Origin of the sequence: Mangrovitalea sediminis, assembly GCF_002514725.1 — a bacterium.
GTDB classification, from domain to species: Bacteria; Pseudomonadota; Gammaproteobacteria; order Pseudomonadales; family Oleiphilaceae; genus Mangrovitalea; species Mangrovitalea sediminis.
On record NZ_NTLB01000004.1, the window covers coordinates 383,991 to 399,951 of the forward strand.

Annotated in this window: 15 protein-coding genes; 4 read left to right on the plus strand and 11 right to left on the minus strand. The window is 58.7% G+C overall.

What is annotated here, in order from left to right:
- The first annotated feature begins 59 nt into the window (after nucleotides 1-59).
- Complete coding sequence (locus CLR77_RS11640) at nucleotides 60-1,454, plus strand: PhoH family protein (protein WP_406564952.1); 1,395 nt, start codon at nucleotides 60-62, stop codon at nucleotides 1,452-1,454.
- A 76-nt stretch (nucleotides 1,455-1,530) separates the two neighbouring features.
- Here the strand turns inward: CLR77_RS11640 and CLR77_RS11645 are convergent, their stop codons facing one another.
- The 7 genes from CLR77_RS11645 to CLR77_RS11675 form a co-directional block, all read right to left on the minus strand.
- Entirely contained in the window at nucleotides 1,531-2,607 is a 1,077-nt protein-coding gene (locus tag CLR77_RS11645; protein ID WP_097460815.1) for a succinylglutamate desuccinylase/aspartoacylase family protein, read from the minus strand.
- Between the two features lie 2 nt (nucleotides 2,608-2,609).
- On the minus strand, nucleotides 2,610-3,515 hold the full coding sequence (gene rimK, locus CLR77_RS11650; protein WP_097460816.1) for a 30S ribosomal protein S6--L-glutamate ligase: 906 nt from the start codon (nucleotides 3,513-3,515) through the stop codon (nucleotides 2,610-2,612).
- The gene (locus CLR77_RS11655; RefSeq protein ID WP_097461011.1) at nucleotides 3,512-3,994 is read right to left on the minus strand and encodes an ATP-dependent zinc protease family protein; all 483 of its coding nucleotides are present in this window, start codon (nucleotides 3,992-3,994) and stop codon (nucleotides 3,512-3,514) included. Before CLR77_RS11655 ends, rimK begins: the two co-directional genes overlap by 4 nt.
- Nucleotides 3,975-4,850: a mechanosensitive ion channel family protein gene (locus CLR77_RS11660; protein WP_198962746.1), complete on the minus strand. Its 876-nt coding sequence runs from the start codon at nucleotides 4,848-4,850 to the stop codon at nucleotides 3,975-3,977. The genes CLR77_RS11655 and CLR77_RS11660 overlap by 20 nt, the downstream gene beginning before the upstream one ends.
- Before the next feature lie 21 nt (nucleotides 4,851-4,871).
- The gene (locus CLR77_RS11665; protein WP_097460817.1) at nucleotides 4,872-5,678 is read right to left on the minus strand and encodes a hypothetical protein; all 807 of its coding nucleotides are present in this window, start codon (nucleotides 5,676-5,678) and stop codon (nucleotides 4,872-4,874) included.
- Between the two features lie 274 nt (nucleotides 5,679-5,952).
- Nucleotides 5,953-6,303, minus strand: coding sequence for a DUF413 domain-containing protein (maoP, locus tag CLR77_RS11670; protein WP_097460818.1), 351 nt, complete (start codon nucleotides 6,301-6,303; stop codon nucleotides 5,953-5,955).
- 308 nt (nucleotides 6,304-6,611) lie between these two features.
- Nucleotides 6,612-7,511, minus strand: a complete 900-nt coding sequence (locus CLR77_RS11675; RefSeq protein WP_097460819.1) for a LysR family transcriptional regulator — start codon at nucleotides 7,509-7,511, stop codon at nucleotides 6,612-6,614.
- Between the two features lie 106 nt (nucleotides 7,512-7,617).
- On the opposite strand from CLR77_RS11675, the gene phrB reads away from it, so the two are divergent.
- Nucleotides 7,618-9,018 (plus strand): deoxyribodipyrimidine photo-lyase, encoded by a 1,401-nt coding sequence (gene phrB, locus CLR77_RS11680; RefSeq protein ID WP_097460820.1) that lies wholly within the window; start codon nucleotides 7,618-7,620, stop codon nucleotides 9,016-9,018.
- Nucleotides 9,019-9,066: 48 nt separating this feature from the next.
- On the opposite strand, the gene CLR77_RS11685 is transcribed toward phrB, so the two are convergent.
- From CLR77_RS11685 to hemA, 4 genes are all read right to left on the minus strand, one after another.
- Entirely contained in the window at nucleotides 9,067-9,834 is a 768-nt protein-coding gene (locus CLR77_RS11685) for a HesA/MoeB/ThiF family protein (protein WP_097460821.1), read from the minus strand.
- Nucleotides 9,834-10,688 (minus strand): peptide chain release factor N(5)-glutamine methyltransferase, encoded by an 855-nt coding sequence (gene prmC, locus CLR77_RS11690; RefSeq protein WP_097460822.1) that lies wholly within the window; start codon nucleotides 10,686-10,688, stop codon nucleotides 9,834-9,836. Before prmC ends, CLR77_RS11685 begins: the two co-directional genes overlap by 1 nt.
- Nucleotides 10,688-11,773, minus strand: coding sequence for a peptide chain release factor 1 (gene prfA / locus CLR77_RS11695; protein WP_097460823.1), 1,086 nt, complete (start codon nucleotides 11,771-11,773; stop codon nucleotides 10,688-10,690). The genes prmC and prfA overlap by 1 nt, the downstream gene beginning before the upstream one ends.
- 143 nt (nucleotides 11,774-11,916) lie before the next feature.
- On the minus strand, nucleotides 11,917-13,254 hold the full coding sequence (hemA, locus tag CLR77_RS11700) for a glutamyl-tRNA reductase (protein WP_097460824.1): 1,338 nt from the start codon (nucleotides 13,252-13,254) through the stop codon (nucleotides 11,917-11,919).
- 280 nt (nucleotides 13,255-13,534) lie between these two features.
- Here hemA and CLR77_RS11705 point away from each other — a divergent pair, with 280 nt between their 5' ends.
- Nucleotides 13,535-15,262, plus strand: coding sequence for a tetratricopeptide repeat protein (locus tag CLR77_RS11705; protein ID WP_097460825.1), 1,728 nt, complete (start codon nucleotides 13,535-13,537; stop codon nucleotides 15,260-15,262).
- Between the two features lie 45 nt (nucleotides 15,263-15,307).
- Entirely contained in the window at nucleotides 15,308-15,958 is a 651-nt protein-coding gene (lolB, locus tag CLR77_RS11710) for a lipoprotein insertase outer membrane protein LolB (protein ID WP_097460826.1), read from the plus strand.
- Nucleotides 15,959-15,961 lie beyond the last annotated feature (3 nt).

Genomic DNA, 15,961 nt, shown 5'->3' on the forward strand with positions numbered 1-15,961 from the left:
GGGCTGCGCCGTTCAGCGTAATTGACTAAGATCGAAATCAGCCAACACAGCAAGAGGGATTGGACCTTATGCCACGAGCACCGCGTTCGCGGAAAAAGATGTACGTCCTAGACACCAATGTCCTCATCCACGACCCCAACGCAGTCCTCAATTTTGAAGAGCACAACGTCGTCATCCCGATGACGGTTCTTGAAGAACTCGACAGTCTGAAAAGTGGTAAGCAAGCTGTCGCCGCCGATTGCCGCCAAGCAATCCGCACCATCGACAGACTCCTTGGCGATGCCTCTCCCAGAGAAATAGAGCGCGGCGTTCCAATTAAACGCACCGAAACCGGCCCGGCCCAGGGTACCCTCACCATCCTGATGAGTTCGACACACCAAAACGGGCACCATCTTCCCGAACACATCAACGACAACAAGATTATCAACACGCTTGCCGACTTGCAGGAAAAGCACAAGAGCCAGAACATCATCCTGGTGAGCAAGGACATCAACATGCGCCTCAAGGCGCGAGGGTTCGGCGTTGAAGCTCAGGACTACCACAACGATCAACTGGTAGACGATATTGATCTTCTGCCGATCGGCTATCAGGAGTTCTCCAATTCCTTCTGGGACACCATCGACAAGGTGGAGACCGTCCAGCGGGCGGGCCTGACGGAGCATATCCTGCGCCGGGAAGGCGCCCTGCTGAAGCTCAACATCAACGAATTCGTCATTGACGAACTCGGCTTCGTAGGCCGGGTCACCGATATCGACGATGACCGCATTGTCCTGCTGGACCTCAGCCGTTACGAGCTGATGGAACAGCAGGTCTGGGGCCTGACACCACGGGACATCTACCAGGCCCTGGCCCTGAACCTGTTACTCGATCCGGACATTCACTTGGTCAACCTCACCGGTGCCGCTGGTTCCGGCAAGACCATCCTCGCCCTGGCCGCCGCCATAGAGATGACGGTAGCCAGTAAACGCTACAAGCGCATCATCGCCACCCGCAGCACCCAAGGGCTGGATGAAGACATCGGCTTCCTGCCCGGTACCGAAGCGGAGAAGATGGAACCCTGGTTGGGCGCAATCGTCGATAACCTCGAAGCCCTGCACGAAGACGACGAGAACATGACGTCCAGCGTCGACTACATCCTCAGCAAGGTGCCGCTGCACTTCAAGTCACTCAACTATATCCGCGGCAGAAGTTTCCAGCACAGCCTGATCCTGATCGACGAGTCACAAAACCTGACCCCGCACCAGATCAAGACCATCGTCACCCGCGCCGGCAACGGCAGTAAGGTGATCTGCCTCGGCAACCTGGCACAGATCGATACGCCTTACCTATCGGGCATCAGTTCAGGGCTGACCTACATGACAGAGCGCTTCAAGCGGTTCCGGCATGGCGGTCACATTCACCTGAAGGGTGTGCCACGCTCGGTATTGGCGGAGTACGCAGAAGCGCATCTTTGAAGGTGAGTCGTGAGATGTCTCCCTCTCCCCATCCGGGGAGAGGGAGAACGGCCGACGCCGTTGTTGCTTCATCTACCTACTTCAACAATTCATCCCAGGGGTGCGTCGGCAACGTATTCTCCTGATAGGCAGGATCCAGCTCCGACCGGAATTCCTCCACCGCCTTCACCGCTTCATCCAGCTCGTCGAAACGGGCAATGTGATAAATGGCCTCGCCTTCGTTGACCAACGGCAGGTTATTCATGGCAATGACGATGCCGGACGCACTGCTAACAACCGGTGACTCACGCTCCCCAAATGGATCGGCAATCACCGCCAGCTTTTGCCCTTTGTTCACCCGCTGCCCGAGCTTGACGCCGGGCCGCAGGATGCCATCAATCTCGGCACGCACCCAGGTCGACGTAACGGCCACTTCCGAGCGGACCGGCGAACGCTTACGGGCACCCGCCTTGGTCCGTTCCGGCGGGAGCATATCCAGCGCACGCATCACACGGATGATACCCTTCACCCCGCTGGCGATGGCGATTTCATCAAACCGCAACGCCTCACCGCCCTCGTAGGTGACGACGGGAATACCGAGAGAGTCGGCATGCTCCCGCAGGGTTCCCGCGCGCAGGCTGGCATTAAGGATAATGGGGGCCGCAAAGGCTTCGGCCATGCGTGCCGTTTCCTCACTCTTGAGCTCGGCCCGGATCTGCGGCAGGTTGAAACGGTGAATGGCGCCTGTGTGCAAATCGATAATATGCGAGGCCTTCTCCATGATCTGTGTTCTGAACAGATAGGCGATACGGGCACCCAGAGAGCCACTTTCCGAACCCGGGAAGCAGCGGTTCAGGTCTCGCCTGTCCGGCAGATAGCGGGACCGCTGAACGAAGCCGAAGACATTGACGATAGGCACGGCGACCAGCGTACCGCGCAGATAGCGCAGACCACCGAACCGCAACACCCTGCGCACGATTTCCACGCCATTGATTTCGTCACCATGGATAGCGCCGCAGACCAGCAAGGTCGGTCCTTCACGGCGACCATGCACAACCTCCACCGGGATATGCAGTGGCGTGTGTGTATACAACTTGGCGACAGGCACTTCCACCGTCCGGCGCTTACCGACATCGATCGTCTCGCCGGCGATCTCAAACGGTTCCCGCGCCATGCTTAGCCCCTACCCTTGGTTTTCGTTCGCCAGGGACGTGCATTCTTCTCGGTAAACTCCAGTATCATGCCGGCAACGTTCTTGCCGGTCGCCGCCTCGATACCCTCCAGACCGGGGGAAGAGTTCACTTCCATGACCAGCGGACCACGACTGGAGCGCAATAGATCGACACCGGCGATATTCAGCCCCATCGCCTTGGCCGCCGCAATCGCCGTACGCCGCTCTTCCGGGGTGATCCGCACGACAGACGCCGTTCCGCCCCGGTGGAGATTGGAGCGAAACTCGCCTTCCGCCGCCTGACGCCGCATGGCCGCAATCACCTTGTCACCGATGATGAAGCAGCGGATATCGCTGCCACCAGCTTCCTTGATGTATTCCTGTACCAGGATGTCCGCATGCAACCCCAGAAAGGCCTCAATGACACTCTCCGCCGCCTTTCGGGTTTCGGCCAGCACCACGCCGATCCCCTGGGTGCCTTCCAGCAGTTTGATTACCAGCGGCGCACCGCCAACCATCTTGATCAGGTCAGGAATGTCATCCGGCTTATTGGCAAAGCCGGTCACCGGCAAACCGATACCCTTCCGCGACAGCAGTTGCATCGAACGCAGCTTGTCACGCGCACGGGTAATCGCGACCGACTCATTGAGCGGGAAAACGCCCATCATTTCGAACTGGCGTAACACCGCCGTACCATAAAATGTCACCGACGCGCCAATGCGGGGAATCACGGAATCAAAGCCATCCAGAACCTCCCCCCGATAATGGATACTTGGGTTGGACGAGGTGATATTCATATAACAATGAAGACAGTCGATCACACGCATTTCATGGCCTCGTTTGAGACCTTCTTCCACCAAGCGACGGGTGGAATACAACGAACGATTACGGGACAAGACCCCGATTTTCATGAATTACCCCCAGGCTGCGGCTGACCGGCCAGATAGGACGCCTGCGGGTCTACCACCGCATGCTTCGCCATGGCCGTACGCCCCAACAACATCCGAAAGCGCATCGTATCCCTGTTGGTCAGGGTCATTTCGATGGGCCAAATTACCGATCCGATACAGACCGGTGTCAAAATTACCAAACGCTGTTCACGATGACCGCCGCTGTCCGACACCATACGCTCATCGATGACGGCCGCGTCGCACTCCAGCTCGTCACTACTTCCCCCCTGTTCGGGGTGCAACCAGAAACGGACACGGCGCCCGGTTTCGTCCTGATAGGCTTCCGTACGAAACGTGTGCAGGCAGGAGGTACGCGCCCCCGTATCCACCTTGGCCTTAATGCGCTGAATACCCAGCTCGGGCAAAGCCACCCACTCCCGCCATCCCAACCAGATCAGGGATGATTCCTCCTGCCCGGGCTCAGATTGTAGTGTTGTCATCATTCGCCCGATCCTGTTGATTGGCGGGACTCACCAGTTGAATACGGAACGGTTCGGAAGCCGAACCCGCATAAACACTTGTGTGAGGGAATGGAATCTCAATGCCTTCGCGATCGAGACGGTCCTTGACGGCCTGCAGCATGTCGCTGCGCATGTCGCGAACATCCTCCGTCCGCACCCAGAAGGAGAACTGCAGGTCGACCGACGACGCCCCCAGGCCCAGCACCAATACAAAGGGACGCGGTTCCTCCAGGCAGCGAGGGTCGTCTTCCGCCATGGCCAATAAGAGCTGCTTAACCTGTGCAATGCTCTCACGGTAGGCTATCCCAATCTGGAGGTCTACACGACGCAAGGGAAACCGCGTGAGATTGGTTACCTTGGACTTGATCAGGGTTTCATTGGGAATCCGCACGTAAAGGTTATCGACGGTCCGCAGTTTGACGCTCATCAGGTCAATGCTGACCACTTCACCGCGGGTACTATCCACTTCGATGAAATTACCGATTTCGAACGGTTTCTCCGCCAACAGGAAAAGGCCGCTGATCATATTGGATGCCGACGTCTGCGACGCAAACCCAATCGCCACCGTCAGAATACCCGCCGCGCCGAGCAAAACGCTGAGCTCAAAACCCGCCTCGCGCAACGCAGCAATGACGAACAGCAGCAACACGACATAAAACACCAGTCGCCGCAGCATCACCTGCTGATGCCGCGACAGCCGCCCACCAACCCGAACCAGCGCACGGCTGAGCAACGACGCGAGAATGCCGCCCATAATCAGCAGGATGAATGCATGGATCCATCCCGCCCAGTTGAGACTGGTAAACATTCCACTGAAAGCCTGTCCAAAGCTCATCGGCAACTATCCAAAAGGTTCTTACCCGAAAATCCGGTCGAAAGCCTTCACCAGCCCGCCCTTTTCCGGCTCCTGTCGTGCATGGCACAGCAACTCGCACTTACCGGCATCGGCCGGGGCATGAGGGGCGACCGCCAGCTTGGCTTCCGCAATGTCCTTTTCACAGGTCACGGTCACCTCGGGCGTCCACAACCAGTTCTGCTCGCTCTTGAACACCGGCAGCATCGGAGAGGGCAGACTGAAGCGCTCGAGCAACAGCGCATCCTTACGCCGATTGACGATGCGCACCGGCGTTATCACCCGCCAGGACCGTTTGGGTAGTGCTTCCAGCGCCAGGCGTGCAAACGTATTACTGGCATAGCATAGCTCGCCATCCATCGTCGTCTTTCCCACCCAGGTCATGGATGGCACCACGATAGGCAGCTCCAGCAACTGCGTCTGCTTATCCCCGACCTGAAGACGCAGCCAGGCGCCGGTACTGACATAGATCGTGCAGTAGCCGCCGGCGGGAATATACAGGGGGTGATAGGGACGGATGACCACGGATCGGTCCGGCAGGGCCGGCATCATCCGCAGTTTTGGAGAGAGATCGTTACGCACGTAGCGGTTGAGCGACACGTCACCGCCAGGCAAGACAAAACCCAGCACCTGCAGCCAGCGCACATCCTCGCGTTTGTTATCCGCACGTTCGTAACGAACCTGCCATTCACGGTCGAGCATGGTGATCCAGAGCCGCAGGCTGCCGAAGTCATTACGTAATGTCTGACCGGACTCCAGCGCCAGTTCCTGGGCCCACTGACCTTCCTGTTCGATGAGATTTTCCGGCATCCGGTATCGTTCCTGCACATCCTGGTTGTCGGCGAGATGGCCCTTAAAACCTGAAAAAATACAGGCTAAACACGGACATGCTACCGGAAATCGAAGCGAGTGCCACCCCGCTATCCCTACGCAGTTACAACGACGCCGGGACGGCAGGCAGAGAGTCGCACTTTTGGCTTAATAGAAGGGACAAGGCTCATCGGCGGAGACCACGAAAGCCCCGCCGACAGCCCAGCCTCACTGCAAACCGAAGGGTTGGCGCTACCGCCAGCCAACCTCTGCCTCAGTAGTCGCCGACAGCCTCATCACTGCTGTAGTCTCCCCCTTCCGAGGCGGGTGCCGAGCAGGAATAGCGAATCGTCGGGCGAGTGGTTTTCTGGAGGTATTTAACCCATACCTTTTCCAGCAGACTTTCCGCCGGCACCTCGCCCTGGACCACTTTCAGGAGACGTTCCTGTGCAGCATTCGCCGGTGTAGCCTTGCCCAGCGTCAATTCGTTGAGCAGCACACCATGATTGGCAAGAAGCTGCGCCTCTCTCATGGAAAAGTCACCCGAACGATTGAAGCCGCGCGGGTAATGTTTGGTATCGAAGAATGCTCGCTTGCAGCTGAAATCAGAGAAATTTGCCTGCATCACACGATCTCCGTTGGGATTCACGAAGGTCCTGTTTTGGTAAAACCCTCCCATTCATTGGAAAGGTCGACTGCTACCAGGAGTTCTTCCAACCGGACAACCACGACATAACCTGAGTATAGTCAGATTTATGCGTTGGCAAGCCGAACGGAAAAACATCCCAAAGATGCACCGCCGGACAAGCCCCCTGCCCCGTCAGACACCTTCCGGCAACATGCACCGGTAGGCGGCCGCGATTATGGAGCACACTTCCGGCAAGGGTACAACAATATTTTTTTCTAAATACAATTAATTTTAATAATGGATGATCATGTGGCCTGATTGGCCCCCAAACGCCCGGGCTGCAGGGACTGCGGACTGTACGATGAACACAGTGTCAGCAAGCCCACAATCCGCTCGATCAAGGCCGGGCGCTCGTGAGCGCTCTTGTGCACGACATGGACAGCCCGATTGAAGACCGGCGCATCCTCCACGAGAAACAGCACGGATTCATCGAGATAGGGTCGCGCCACCGGTTCCGGCAGATAGACGGCCCCTCCGTTGGCCAACAGGAAGTCCAGCGCGATCCGGCCACTCGAGGTGTGCAGTACGGACGGCGGCATGCCGACAAATGCCCGGGCATGCTCCACCTTGAAAGTTGTTCCCCAATCCACCTGTATATAGCGGTCGCTGACCGCCGCCGTTGCCGCCTGCCCCGAACGCGAAGACACCATGATCAACGACAGGGAATCCACCTCCTTTACCACCAGGTCGTAACTTTTCGGCGGATCGAAGCAGACGGCGAGATCCAGGGCGTCCTCGATCAATCGTCGCCCTAGAGAGTCATCGCTATAGACATCGGCCCGCAAGGCAATATCCGGCAGGTCGCGCATCAGCCGCTGCAGGGCCATTTGCAACCAGCTGTCCCAAATTGACGGCGGCGCGGCAATCGCCAATCGGGTCAACAGCCCCTGGGACAACGCAACATCCTGGCGCGCCCGTTCCCAGACCGTCAGCACCGACTCAGCATGAGGCGCCAAGCGTTCTCCGGCCGGCGTCAGATGAATGTTATTGCGGGTTCGGACAAACAGATCGGTGCCGAGCACCTGCTCGAGCTGACGAATACGGGCGCTGACGGCCGACTGGGTCAGGTAAAGGTTTTCCGCGGCACGCCCGAAATGACGAGTCCGATGCACCTCGAGAAACGTTTTCAGCAGCTCGATATCCAATCCTCTACTCCCGCACCCGGTTTATGCCGTCGTCGGAGCCACTATAATCCAATCGTTCAATGCCCGCGAATAACCCTCATACATCATTTTTCCAGGGCAACACTCCATGACACAATTGGTCTGGTTCCGAAACGACCTGCGACTGGCGGATAACCCCGCCCTGACAGCCGCCCTGCAGGGCGAAGCGCCTGTCGAAGCCTGCTTTCTCCTGACACCGGAACAATGGCGGCAGCACGACTGGTCACCAGCACGCACCCGCTTTTTGCTGGACAACCTGGACAGCCTCTTTCACCGTCTGTCGGCCCTTGGCATTCGCTGCCATCTGTTGAGACACGATGACTTCAGTGCCTCACCCGACGCCCTGCTGAACCTCAGTCGCGCGCGGAACATCAGCGGGCTGCATTTCAATGAGGAATACGGCGTCAACGAAAGGCGTCGCGATCGCGACGTGCGGCATAGGCTGACGGAGGCGGGTATACAGGTCCATCGGTACCGCGACCAGAGCGTCGTGCCAGTGGGTCAGGTCCTGACACAGCAAAGCGCGCCCTATACGGTTTTCACCCCCTTCTCGCGCCGTTGGCGAAGCTGGCTTGACGAGTTTCCGGTCTCGCTCTACCCAGAACCCAGTCAACGTGGCCCCGCCGTTGACTCGCCCACGGTCCCCCGCGACATGATCGATGCGAACAAGGTGCCTGATTCAGGGCTGACCGCGGGCGAAAACGCCGCGCACCAGCAACTGGAACAGTTTCTCGACGAACGCGGCGGGACCTACAAGCGAGACAGGGATTTCCCGGCGCTGGCTGCAACCAGCCGTTTGTCGCCTTATCTGGCCGCCGGTGTACTGTCCGGCAGACAATGCCTGGTGGCCGCCCAACAAGCTCTCAGCTCCGGCGGACGCGAGGAAGGTATTGCCAGTTGGGTCAACGAAGTGGCCTGGCGCGATTTCTATATCCATATCCTCTATCACTTTCCCCGCGTCAGCATGCACCGCGCATTCAAACCGGAAACGGAGTCCCTGCCCTGGAATCCACCCGGAGAGGCGTTCGAAGCCTGGAAGGCAGGACAAACCGGCGTCCCCATTGTCGATGCGGCAATGCGCCAGCTGAACCAAACCGGCTGGATGCACAATCGGCTGCGTATGGTCACCGCCATGTTCCTGACCAAGAACCTGTTTATCGACTGGCGCCTGGGAGAGGCCTATTTCATGTCCCGGCTGGTCGACGGTTTCCTCGCCTCCAACAACGGCGGCTGGCAGTGGAGCGCATCGACAGGTACCGATGCAGCACCGTACTTCCGAATCTTCAACCCGGTATCGCAAAGTACCCGCTTCGATCCTGACGGCAGTTTTATCCGCCACTATGTGCCGGAAGTCGCCAAACTCGGGCCGGACAGGATTCATGCCCCCTGGGAAAAGGGAGGGCGGGTCACCGGTTACCCTGCACCACTGGTGGATCTGAAGGCAAGCCGACAAGCAGCCATCGAACACTTTCGGGCATTACAACCATAAAGCACGCCCTAGGAGGCAACTGAGAAGAGCGATAGAAAAAGAGATGGATCAGCCTTGATGCCGCGGTCCACAAACAGGGCATTCAGGATCGCGGGGTAACTTGAGGGATCGCCACTGTAATGTCAGCGCATCCAGCAGCAGCAACTGCCCTGTCAGCGACTGACCGACACCTGCAAGGATCTTGATGGCTTCCATCGCCTGCGTGGTGCCGATCATGCCGACAAGTGGGCCGAGCACGCCGGCCTGGGAGCAGTTCAGGGCCTCGTCGTCGTCGACTGCGTAGAGGCAGCGGTAGCAAGGGCTATCCATCTGTCGTGCATCGAAAACGGCGACCTGCCCTTCGGCCCGTATCGCAGCGCCGGACACCAGGGGGACCCGGTGCTTCACGCAGGCCGCATTCACGGCGAAACGGGTGGTGAAATTGTCGCTGGCATCAAGGACCAGGTCACTGCCCGCCACCGCAGTGTCCAACGCCTGCCCCTCAAGGTGCGCCACCTTCGGCACCACCCGGCAATCCGGGTTGGTGGCCATCGCCCTCTCGGCCAGCACCTCAGCCTTGAAGCGGTCGATATCCGCCATCGTGAAAGCGATCTGACGCTGCAAATTGGTCAGTTCCACGATATCCGGGTCGGCAACGGTCAACTCACCCACGCCCGCCGCCGCAAGATACAGCACGACAGGGCAGCCGAGCCCACCGGCACCGACCACCAGCACCCGCGCATTGGCCAGGCATAGTTGACCCGCCACGTCCATTTCCGGCATCAGAATCTGCCGGCTATAGCGCAGGAGCTGTTCGTCAGTGAGGGTATCGGACATCAGGGAGACTCCCATTGCGCCAGGGTCAAACGCAGATTACCGCCATAATCACGCTGCGAGGCCACACGACGGAAACCCCGCGCTTCCAGCAACGCCTGCACAGCCTCCGCCTGCTGCCAGCCATGCTCCAGCACGATCCAGCCTCCCGGCATCAGCCAATCTGGCGCGGCGTGCACAATATCACGCAGGTCCGCCAACCCCGCATCGCCCGCCACCAAGGCGGAACGCGGCTCAAAGCGCACATCGCCCTGTTCGAGGTGCGGGTCTTGCGCATCGATATAGGGCGGATTGGCGACGATCATATGAAAGTGCTGGGGTTCGAGCGCCGAGAACCAGTCACTCTCGGCGAAATGGACATGCTCAAGCGCCAGCTTGACGCTATTGGCCTTCGCCAGCGCCACGGCCTCTGGCGAACGATCGACACCCCAAACCTGCCATTCCGGTCGCTCAAATGCCAGGGCCAACGCAATCGCTCCGGTGCCCGTGCCCAGATCCAGCACCCGGGCCTGCTCCGGTAATGCCAACACCAGAATCGTCTCGACCAGGCATTCCGTATCCGGCCGGGGTATCAGCGTGCTGGCGTTGACCGACAGCGGCAACGACCAGAACTCTCGCTCACCCAATAGATATGCCACCGGCTCGCCAACGGCACGACGCTCGACCAGGGTCTGGAAAGCCGCCTGCTGGGTTTCCGACAAGGCCGCGTCCGGCCAGGTGTAGAGCCAGGTCCTCGATTGTCCCATCACCCGCCCCAGCAACAACACCGCATCCAACCGCGCCGATTCGCTATCGATACGATCAGAGGCCCAGGCCAGAGCCTCGGCAACGGTCTGTGGGGTCGGGATGTCAGTCATTAGTCTTCAGACATGCTGTTGAGCAGTTCCGCCTGATATTCCTGCATCAAGGGTTCGATCACCGGGTCGAGATCACCTTCGACCACTTCGTCCAACTTGTACAACGTGAGGTTGATACGATGATCGGTCACCCGCCCCTGTGGGAAGTTATAGGTCCGAATGCGTTCGGAACGATCACCACTGCCGACCAGGCTCTTACGGGTATCGGCCTGCTCACGGGCATGCTTTTCCCGCTCCTGCTCCATCAAGCGTGCCTGCAGCAGCGACATCGCCTTGGAGCGATTCTTGTGCTGGGAGCGCTCATCCTGGCATTCCACGACAATGCCGGAAGGAATATGAGTAATGCGGATCGCGGAATCCGTCTTGTTGACGTGCTGACCGCCCGCCCCTGACGCCCGGAAGGTATCGACCCGCAAGTCGGCCTTATTCAGCTCCACCGCTTCCACTTCATCAGGTTCAGGCATAACGGCAACGGTACAGGCCGAGGTATGAATACGCCCCTGGGATTCAGTCTCCGGCACCCTTTGCACACGATGCGCACCGGACTCGAACTTGAGGTGGCCATAGACCTGATCACCGGCAACGCGGGAAATGATTTCCTTATAGCCACCATGCTCACCAGGGCTCTCGCTGATGACCTCAACACGCCAGCCCTGTCGCTCGGCATAACGGGAATACATGCGGAAAAGGTCACCGGCAAAGATGGCGGCCTCGTCCCCTCCGGTACCGGCCCGGACTTCCAGAAACACGTTACAGCTGTCATTCGGGTCGCGCGGCAACAACAGTCGCTGCAGTTCGGACTCCAGCTCCAGCTGCCGCTCGCGACCACTCTCAACCTCTTCTTCCGCCATGGCCCGCATCTCGGCATCCCCTTCCCGCAGCAGCTCTTCAGCGCCGGCGATGTCCTCACAGACCTTGCGGTATTCCCGGTAGCACTTTACCACCGGCTCGACTTCGGCATACTCCTGGGACAAAGCCCTGAAACGATCCTGTTGCGCGATGGTCTGGGCGTCAGTCAGCAGCACACCGATTTCTTCAAAGCGGTCGAGCAACTGGTCCAGTTTGGTCTGAATGGATGCCTTCATAAGAAATACAGCTACCTGCGATACGGTCAGAGGTGAGAGTCCAAGTGCGCCTGAAAACGGGGTCTGTCAGCTCGTTCCGGAGCGCATAGCGCATCGAACACACCGATTACACCGGAGCGTCACTGGATAATCCGCACAGGATACTAAACTTTCTGGCGCTGTTCGGCCACGAAGATAGGTTCGACGGCAGCATTACCGTCGGCATTGCCGCCCTTACCGTTAGGCCGGCCAGGACTGAGATCGTAGAGTTCACGCAGCCACTCGGCCACATCCGCGCGGCCTTCGGCTGTCGCTTTGCGCACCTGCACGGTCGGCCCATGCAGCAGCTTATTCGTCAACGCACGCGCCATGGAGCGCACAATCGTCTCAGCGTCGGCCCCCGCCTGCAGGGCTCGCACCGCCTTGTCGACTTCGTCATCACGCACCCGCTCCGCCTGACCACGAAACTGCTTGAGCGTCGCCACGGCATCCAAAGCCCGCAACTGATACATGAATTCAGAGACACCGCTCTCGATGAGGTTCTCTGCCTCACGCGCAGCCCCTTCGCGGGAGCGGATATTCTCTTCGATGACTTCACGAAGATCGTCGACGGTATATAAATAGACATCACTCAGCTCGCGCACTTCCGGCTCGATATCCCGCGGCACGGCGATATCGACCATAAACATGGGGCGATGCTTGCGCTGCTTGAGCGCCCGCTCCACCGAACCCTTACCGAGAATCGGCAGAGGGCTTCCGGTGGACGAGATAATAATGTCGGCATTGGGCAAGACCTCAGGAATATCGGAAAGCCGGATACCCTGCCCGCCCATTTCTGCCGCCAACTCTTCAGCCCGCTCCAGGGTGCGATTGGCAACGGTGATGTCAATCAGCCCGAGCTCCCTCAGATGCTGAGCCACCAACCGGATCGTCTTGCCCGCGCCGATCAGGAGGGCCCGGTTTTCCGACAGGTCGGAAAAAATATGACGGGACATCGCAACCGCAGCGTAGGCGACAGAAACCGGGTTCTCACCAATGCTGGTCTGCGTGCGCACACGCTTGGCGATGGAGAAGGACTGCTCGAAAAGACGGGTTAATTCACGCCCCACGGTCCCCGCTTCACGGGCCGAGGCATAGGCATCCTTGAGCTGGCCCAGGATCTGAGGCTCACCCAGCACCATGGAATCCAATCCGCTGGCGACGCGCATCATGTGACGCACAGCCTCATCCTGCCAATAGACATAACAACAGCCGGCAAGCTCCAGGGCATCGATACTGTGGAAACCGCCCAGCCAATCCAGCAACTGGCGCTCGCCGTCCAGATCGGTCGCGCAATAGACTTCCGTGCGGTTACAGGTCGAAAGGATAGCGACCTCGCTGACCCGCTTGGTATCCACCACCTGACGCAGGGCAGACGGCAGTGTCTCTGGCGCAAACGCCACACACTCCCGCATTTCCACCGGTGCGGTGCGATGATTTATACCCAGTACCAGCACAGCCATATCAGATATCGGAACTCGCCAGGATGTCGGTGATGCCTTTCGGGATGGCATTCTATAGGTTGCTACAAAACGTCCCTATTTTAGCGGTCTGGCCTCTTCGGTGCCAGCCAAACTCCTGCGCTGGATCAAAGACCGACGGTTTTTACCTACAAGTTATTGATCGCTTGCGACAGGGCGACGGACGACAATCAGGGGATTAGGCATGCGCTTCGCCTTGTGCCATTATTAGGAACTCTCACAGTTTCTCTGTCCGCCCATCCATTGAGCATACGGAAGCAACATGCGGAAACCATTACTTCTGTCCGCCGGCCTGCTAATGTTAAGCGGCTGCGCGAGCCTCCTGCAGCACCCAGCCAAACAGTCCGAAACGCCCAAAGTGCAGGCCAAACCGGAACAACAGGCAAAACAGGAGGTGCATTACGGCAGCTTCCCGCCCAATGTTCTTTTCCAGTTGCTGACAGCGGAAATTGCCGCCCAGCGCGGGCGTTATGATGTAACGCTGCTGGATTACGTCAAAGCTGCCGAAGAATCCGGCGACCTGGGCATCATCAAGCGCGCCATGGGTATCGCCCACGCGCTGAATGCGACCAATGCCCAGGCCAGACTGTCACAGATCTGGCTGGAAAAGGACCCCAATAGCGTCCAGGCACATCAAATTGCCGCTCTCGAAGCCATCCGCAAAAAGAATTTCACCCTGGCCCTCCAGCATATGGAAACCATCCTGAAGCTGGGTGGGGATGCTAACTTCGATGGCCTGGCGGGCTACGCCGAGACGCTGAAGCCGGAAGAGCAGCAGCAAATCCTCAAGCTCTACCAGCAACTGGAAACCCGGCATCCCGATAACCTTGAGATCAAGTACAGCCTGGGCCTGCTTTACCGCATCAACAAGGACAATCAGCAGGCCATGGAGACCACCAAGGCCCTGCTCAAGGCGCACCCGGACTATCAGCCGGCCATGCTACTGTATGGCACACTGCTCTACGACCTGGGCAACCCCAAAGAAGGACTCAGTTACCTGCGCAAGCAGACCAACCGCTATCCGGATGACCGCAAGCTGGGCACGCTGTATGCCCGAATGTTGCTGGAGGACCGGCAGAACCAGGCCGCAGAGGATGAGTTCCAGCGACTGATGATCCGCTTCCCGAAAGAATCCGGCCTCAAGTTGTCCCACGCCCTGGTTGCCCTGGACAATGGCCACGAGGACATTGCCAAGACCGAGCTGACCGAGCTTGTCACGGCCGGTGAGCACACCAATGAAGCTCACTATTATCTCGGCCGGATTGCCGACAAGAACAAGGACGTCAAGGAGGCCATTGACCAGTATGGGCAGGTTGAAGACGGCACCCAGTTCTTCTCGGCACTCTCGCGCAAGAGTTTCCTGCAGGCACAGGAGGGTAACCTGCAGGATGCCCTGAACAATCTTGATTCCCTGCAGCAACAGATGCCCAATCAGGCCGAAAACCTCTGGATGGTGCGCATCAATCTCCTGCTGGATCTCAAGAAACAACAAGAGGCACTGAAAGCCTGTAACGATGCTCTTGAGAAATACCCAAACAACAATCGCATCCGTTATGCCAGGGCCATGCTTTTCGACAGCCTGGGGCGCGATAAGGAGTCTGAGGCCGATTTTCGCAAGATTATCGCTGCGGAGCCGAATAACGCCGTGGCCCTCAACGCGCTGGGTTATACGCTGACCGTAAAAAGCACCCGCTATAAGGAAGCGCTTGAGCTGATCCAGAAGGCCCACAAGCTGGATCCGAAAAATCCGGCCATCACGGACAGTCTGGGCTGGGTCCAATACAAGCTCGGCAATCTCCCCAGTGCCGTAAAATACCTGCGAGAAGCCTATGCGGCATTCCCGGACCCCGAGGTGGCCACCCACCTGGCCAGGGCACTCTGGGACAGCGGCAAGAAGAGTGAAGCCCGCAGCATCCTGCAGGATAGCCTGAAGGCACACCCAGGAGATTCTCGCTTGATTAAGGCCATGAAAGAGTTGGGCATTCAATAAGGCACCAATACCGGGACTCATACCTGGCATTGAAAAGGAGCATCTGTGACGAACGCCCCAAGCCGCAGCGGGCGAGCCTGGCTCGCCCTGCCCCTCCTTGTACTACTGGCCGGCTGTGCCAGCCAGGTACAGCTGCCTCAAGAAGGTCGTTTGAGCACGGCGAAACCGGCAGACTGGTCCGTCAAGCAACAACAGCTCGCCAGCTTCGATCACTGGGAGCTGCAGGGTAAGGTCGCCGTCAGCCAGCCCGAACATAATGACACCGGTGTGATCAACGCTTGGCGACAGACCGGAGATACCTATCACCTACAACTGTCCTCCAGCTTCCTGGGCATGGGCAGCACAACCCTTAATGGCGCTCCCGGCTTTATCACGCTCACCACCAGTAACGGCAAGCGTTTCAGCTCAAACCAGCCGGAAGAACTGCTACTGCAGGAAACCGGCTGGCGTCTGCCGGTTTCCCAACTGTCCTACTGGATACGGGGAATCCCCGCGCCTGATGGCTCGCCCAAGCTATACTTCAGTCCTCAAGGCCAGCTTCGCCTGCTAACCCAGGACGGTTGGCGCATCCATTACCAGAGGGAAAGGACCTGGATCACTGGCCTGCCTCCGCTGCCTGCGCTCCTGACGGCAGAAAAAGGGCAAGTACGCGTGCGCGTCGCCGTCACAGCCTGGCACCCTCTCAATAACCCTTAAGCT

What these genes read in the sequence shown, in the direction of transcription:
- phrB (WP_097460820.1), top strand. Translation starts at nt 7,618, where the DNA reads ATGACACAATTGGTCTGGTTCCGAAACGACCTGCGACTGGCGGATAAC.
- CLR77_RS11665 (WP_097460817.1), bottom strand. Translation starts at nt 5,678, where the DNA reads ATGCCGGAAAATCTCATCGAACAGGAAGGTCAGTGGGCCCAGGAACTG.
- CLR77_RS11645 (WP_097460815.1), bottom strand. Translation starts at nt 2,607, where the DNA reads ATGGCGCGGGAACCGTTTGAGATCGCCGGCGAGACGATCGATGTCGGT.
- CLR77_RS11685 (WP_097460821.1), bottom strand. Translation starts at nt 9,834, where the DNA reads ATGTCCGATACCCTCACTGACGAACAGCTCCTGCGCTATAGCCGGCAG.
- maoP (WP_097460818.1), bottom strand. Translation starts at nt 6,303, where the DNA reads ATGCAGGCAAATTTCTCTGATTTCAGCTGCAAGCGAGCATTCTTCGAT.
- CLR77_RS11705 (WP_097460825.1), top strand. Translation starts at nt 13,535, where the DNA reads ATGCGGAAACCATTACTTCTGTCCGCCGGCCTGCTAATGTTAAGCGGC.
- hemA (WP_097460824.1), bottom strand. Translation starts at nt 13,254, where the DNA reads ATGGCTGTGCTGGTACTGGGTATAAATCATCGCACCGCACCGGTGGAA.
- prfA (WP_097460823.1), bottom strand. Translation starts at nt 11,773, where the DNA reads ATGAAGGCATCCATTCAGACCAAACTGGACCAGTTGCTCGACCGCTTT.
- CLR77_RS11660 (WP_198962746.1), bottom strand. Translation starts at nt 4,850, where the DNA reads ATGAGCTTTGGACAGGCTTTCAGTGGAATGTTTACCAGTCTCAACTGG.
- CLR77_RS11655 (WP_097461011.1), bottom strand. Translation starts at nt 3,994, where the DNA reads ATGACAACACTACAATCTGAGCCCGGGCAGGAGGAATCATCCCTGATC.
- rimK (WP_097460816.1), bottom strand. Translation starts at nt 3,515, where the DNA reads ATGAAAATCGGGGTCTTGTCCCGTAATCGTTCGTTGTATTCCACCCGT.
- prmC (WP_097460822.1), bottom strand. Translation starts at nt 10,688, where the DNA reads ATGACTGACATCCCGACCCCACAGACCGTTGCCGAGGCTCTGGCCTGG.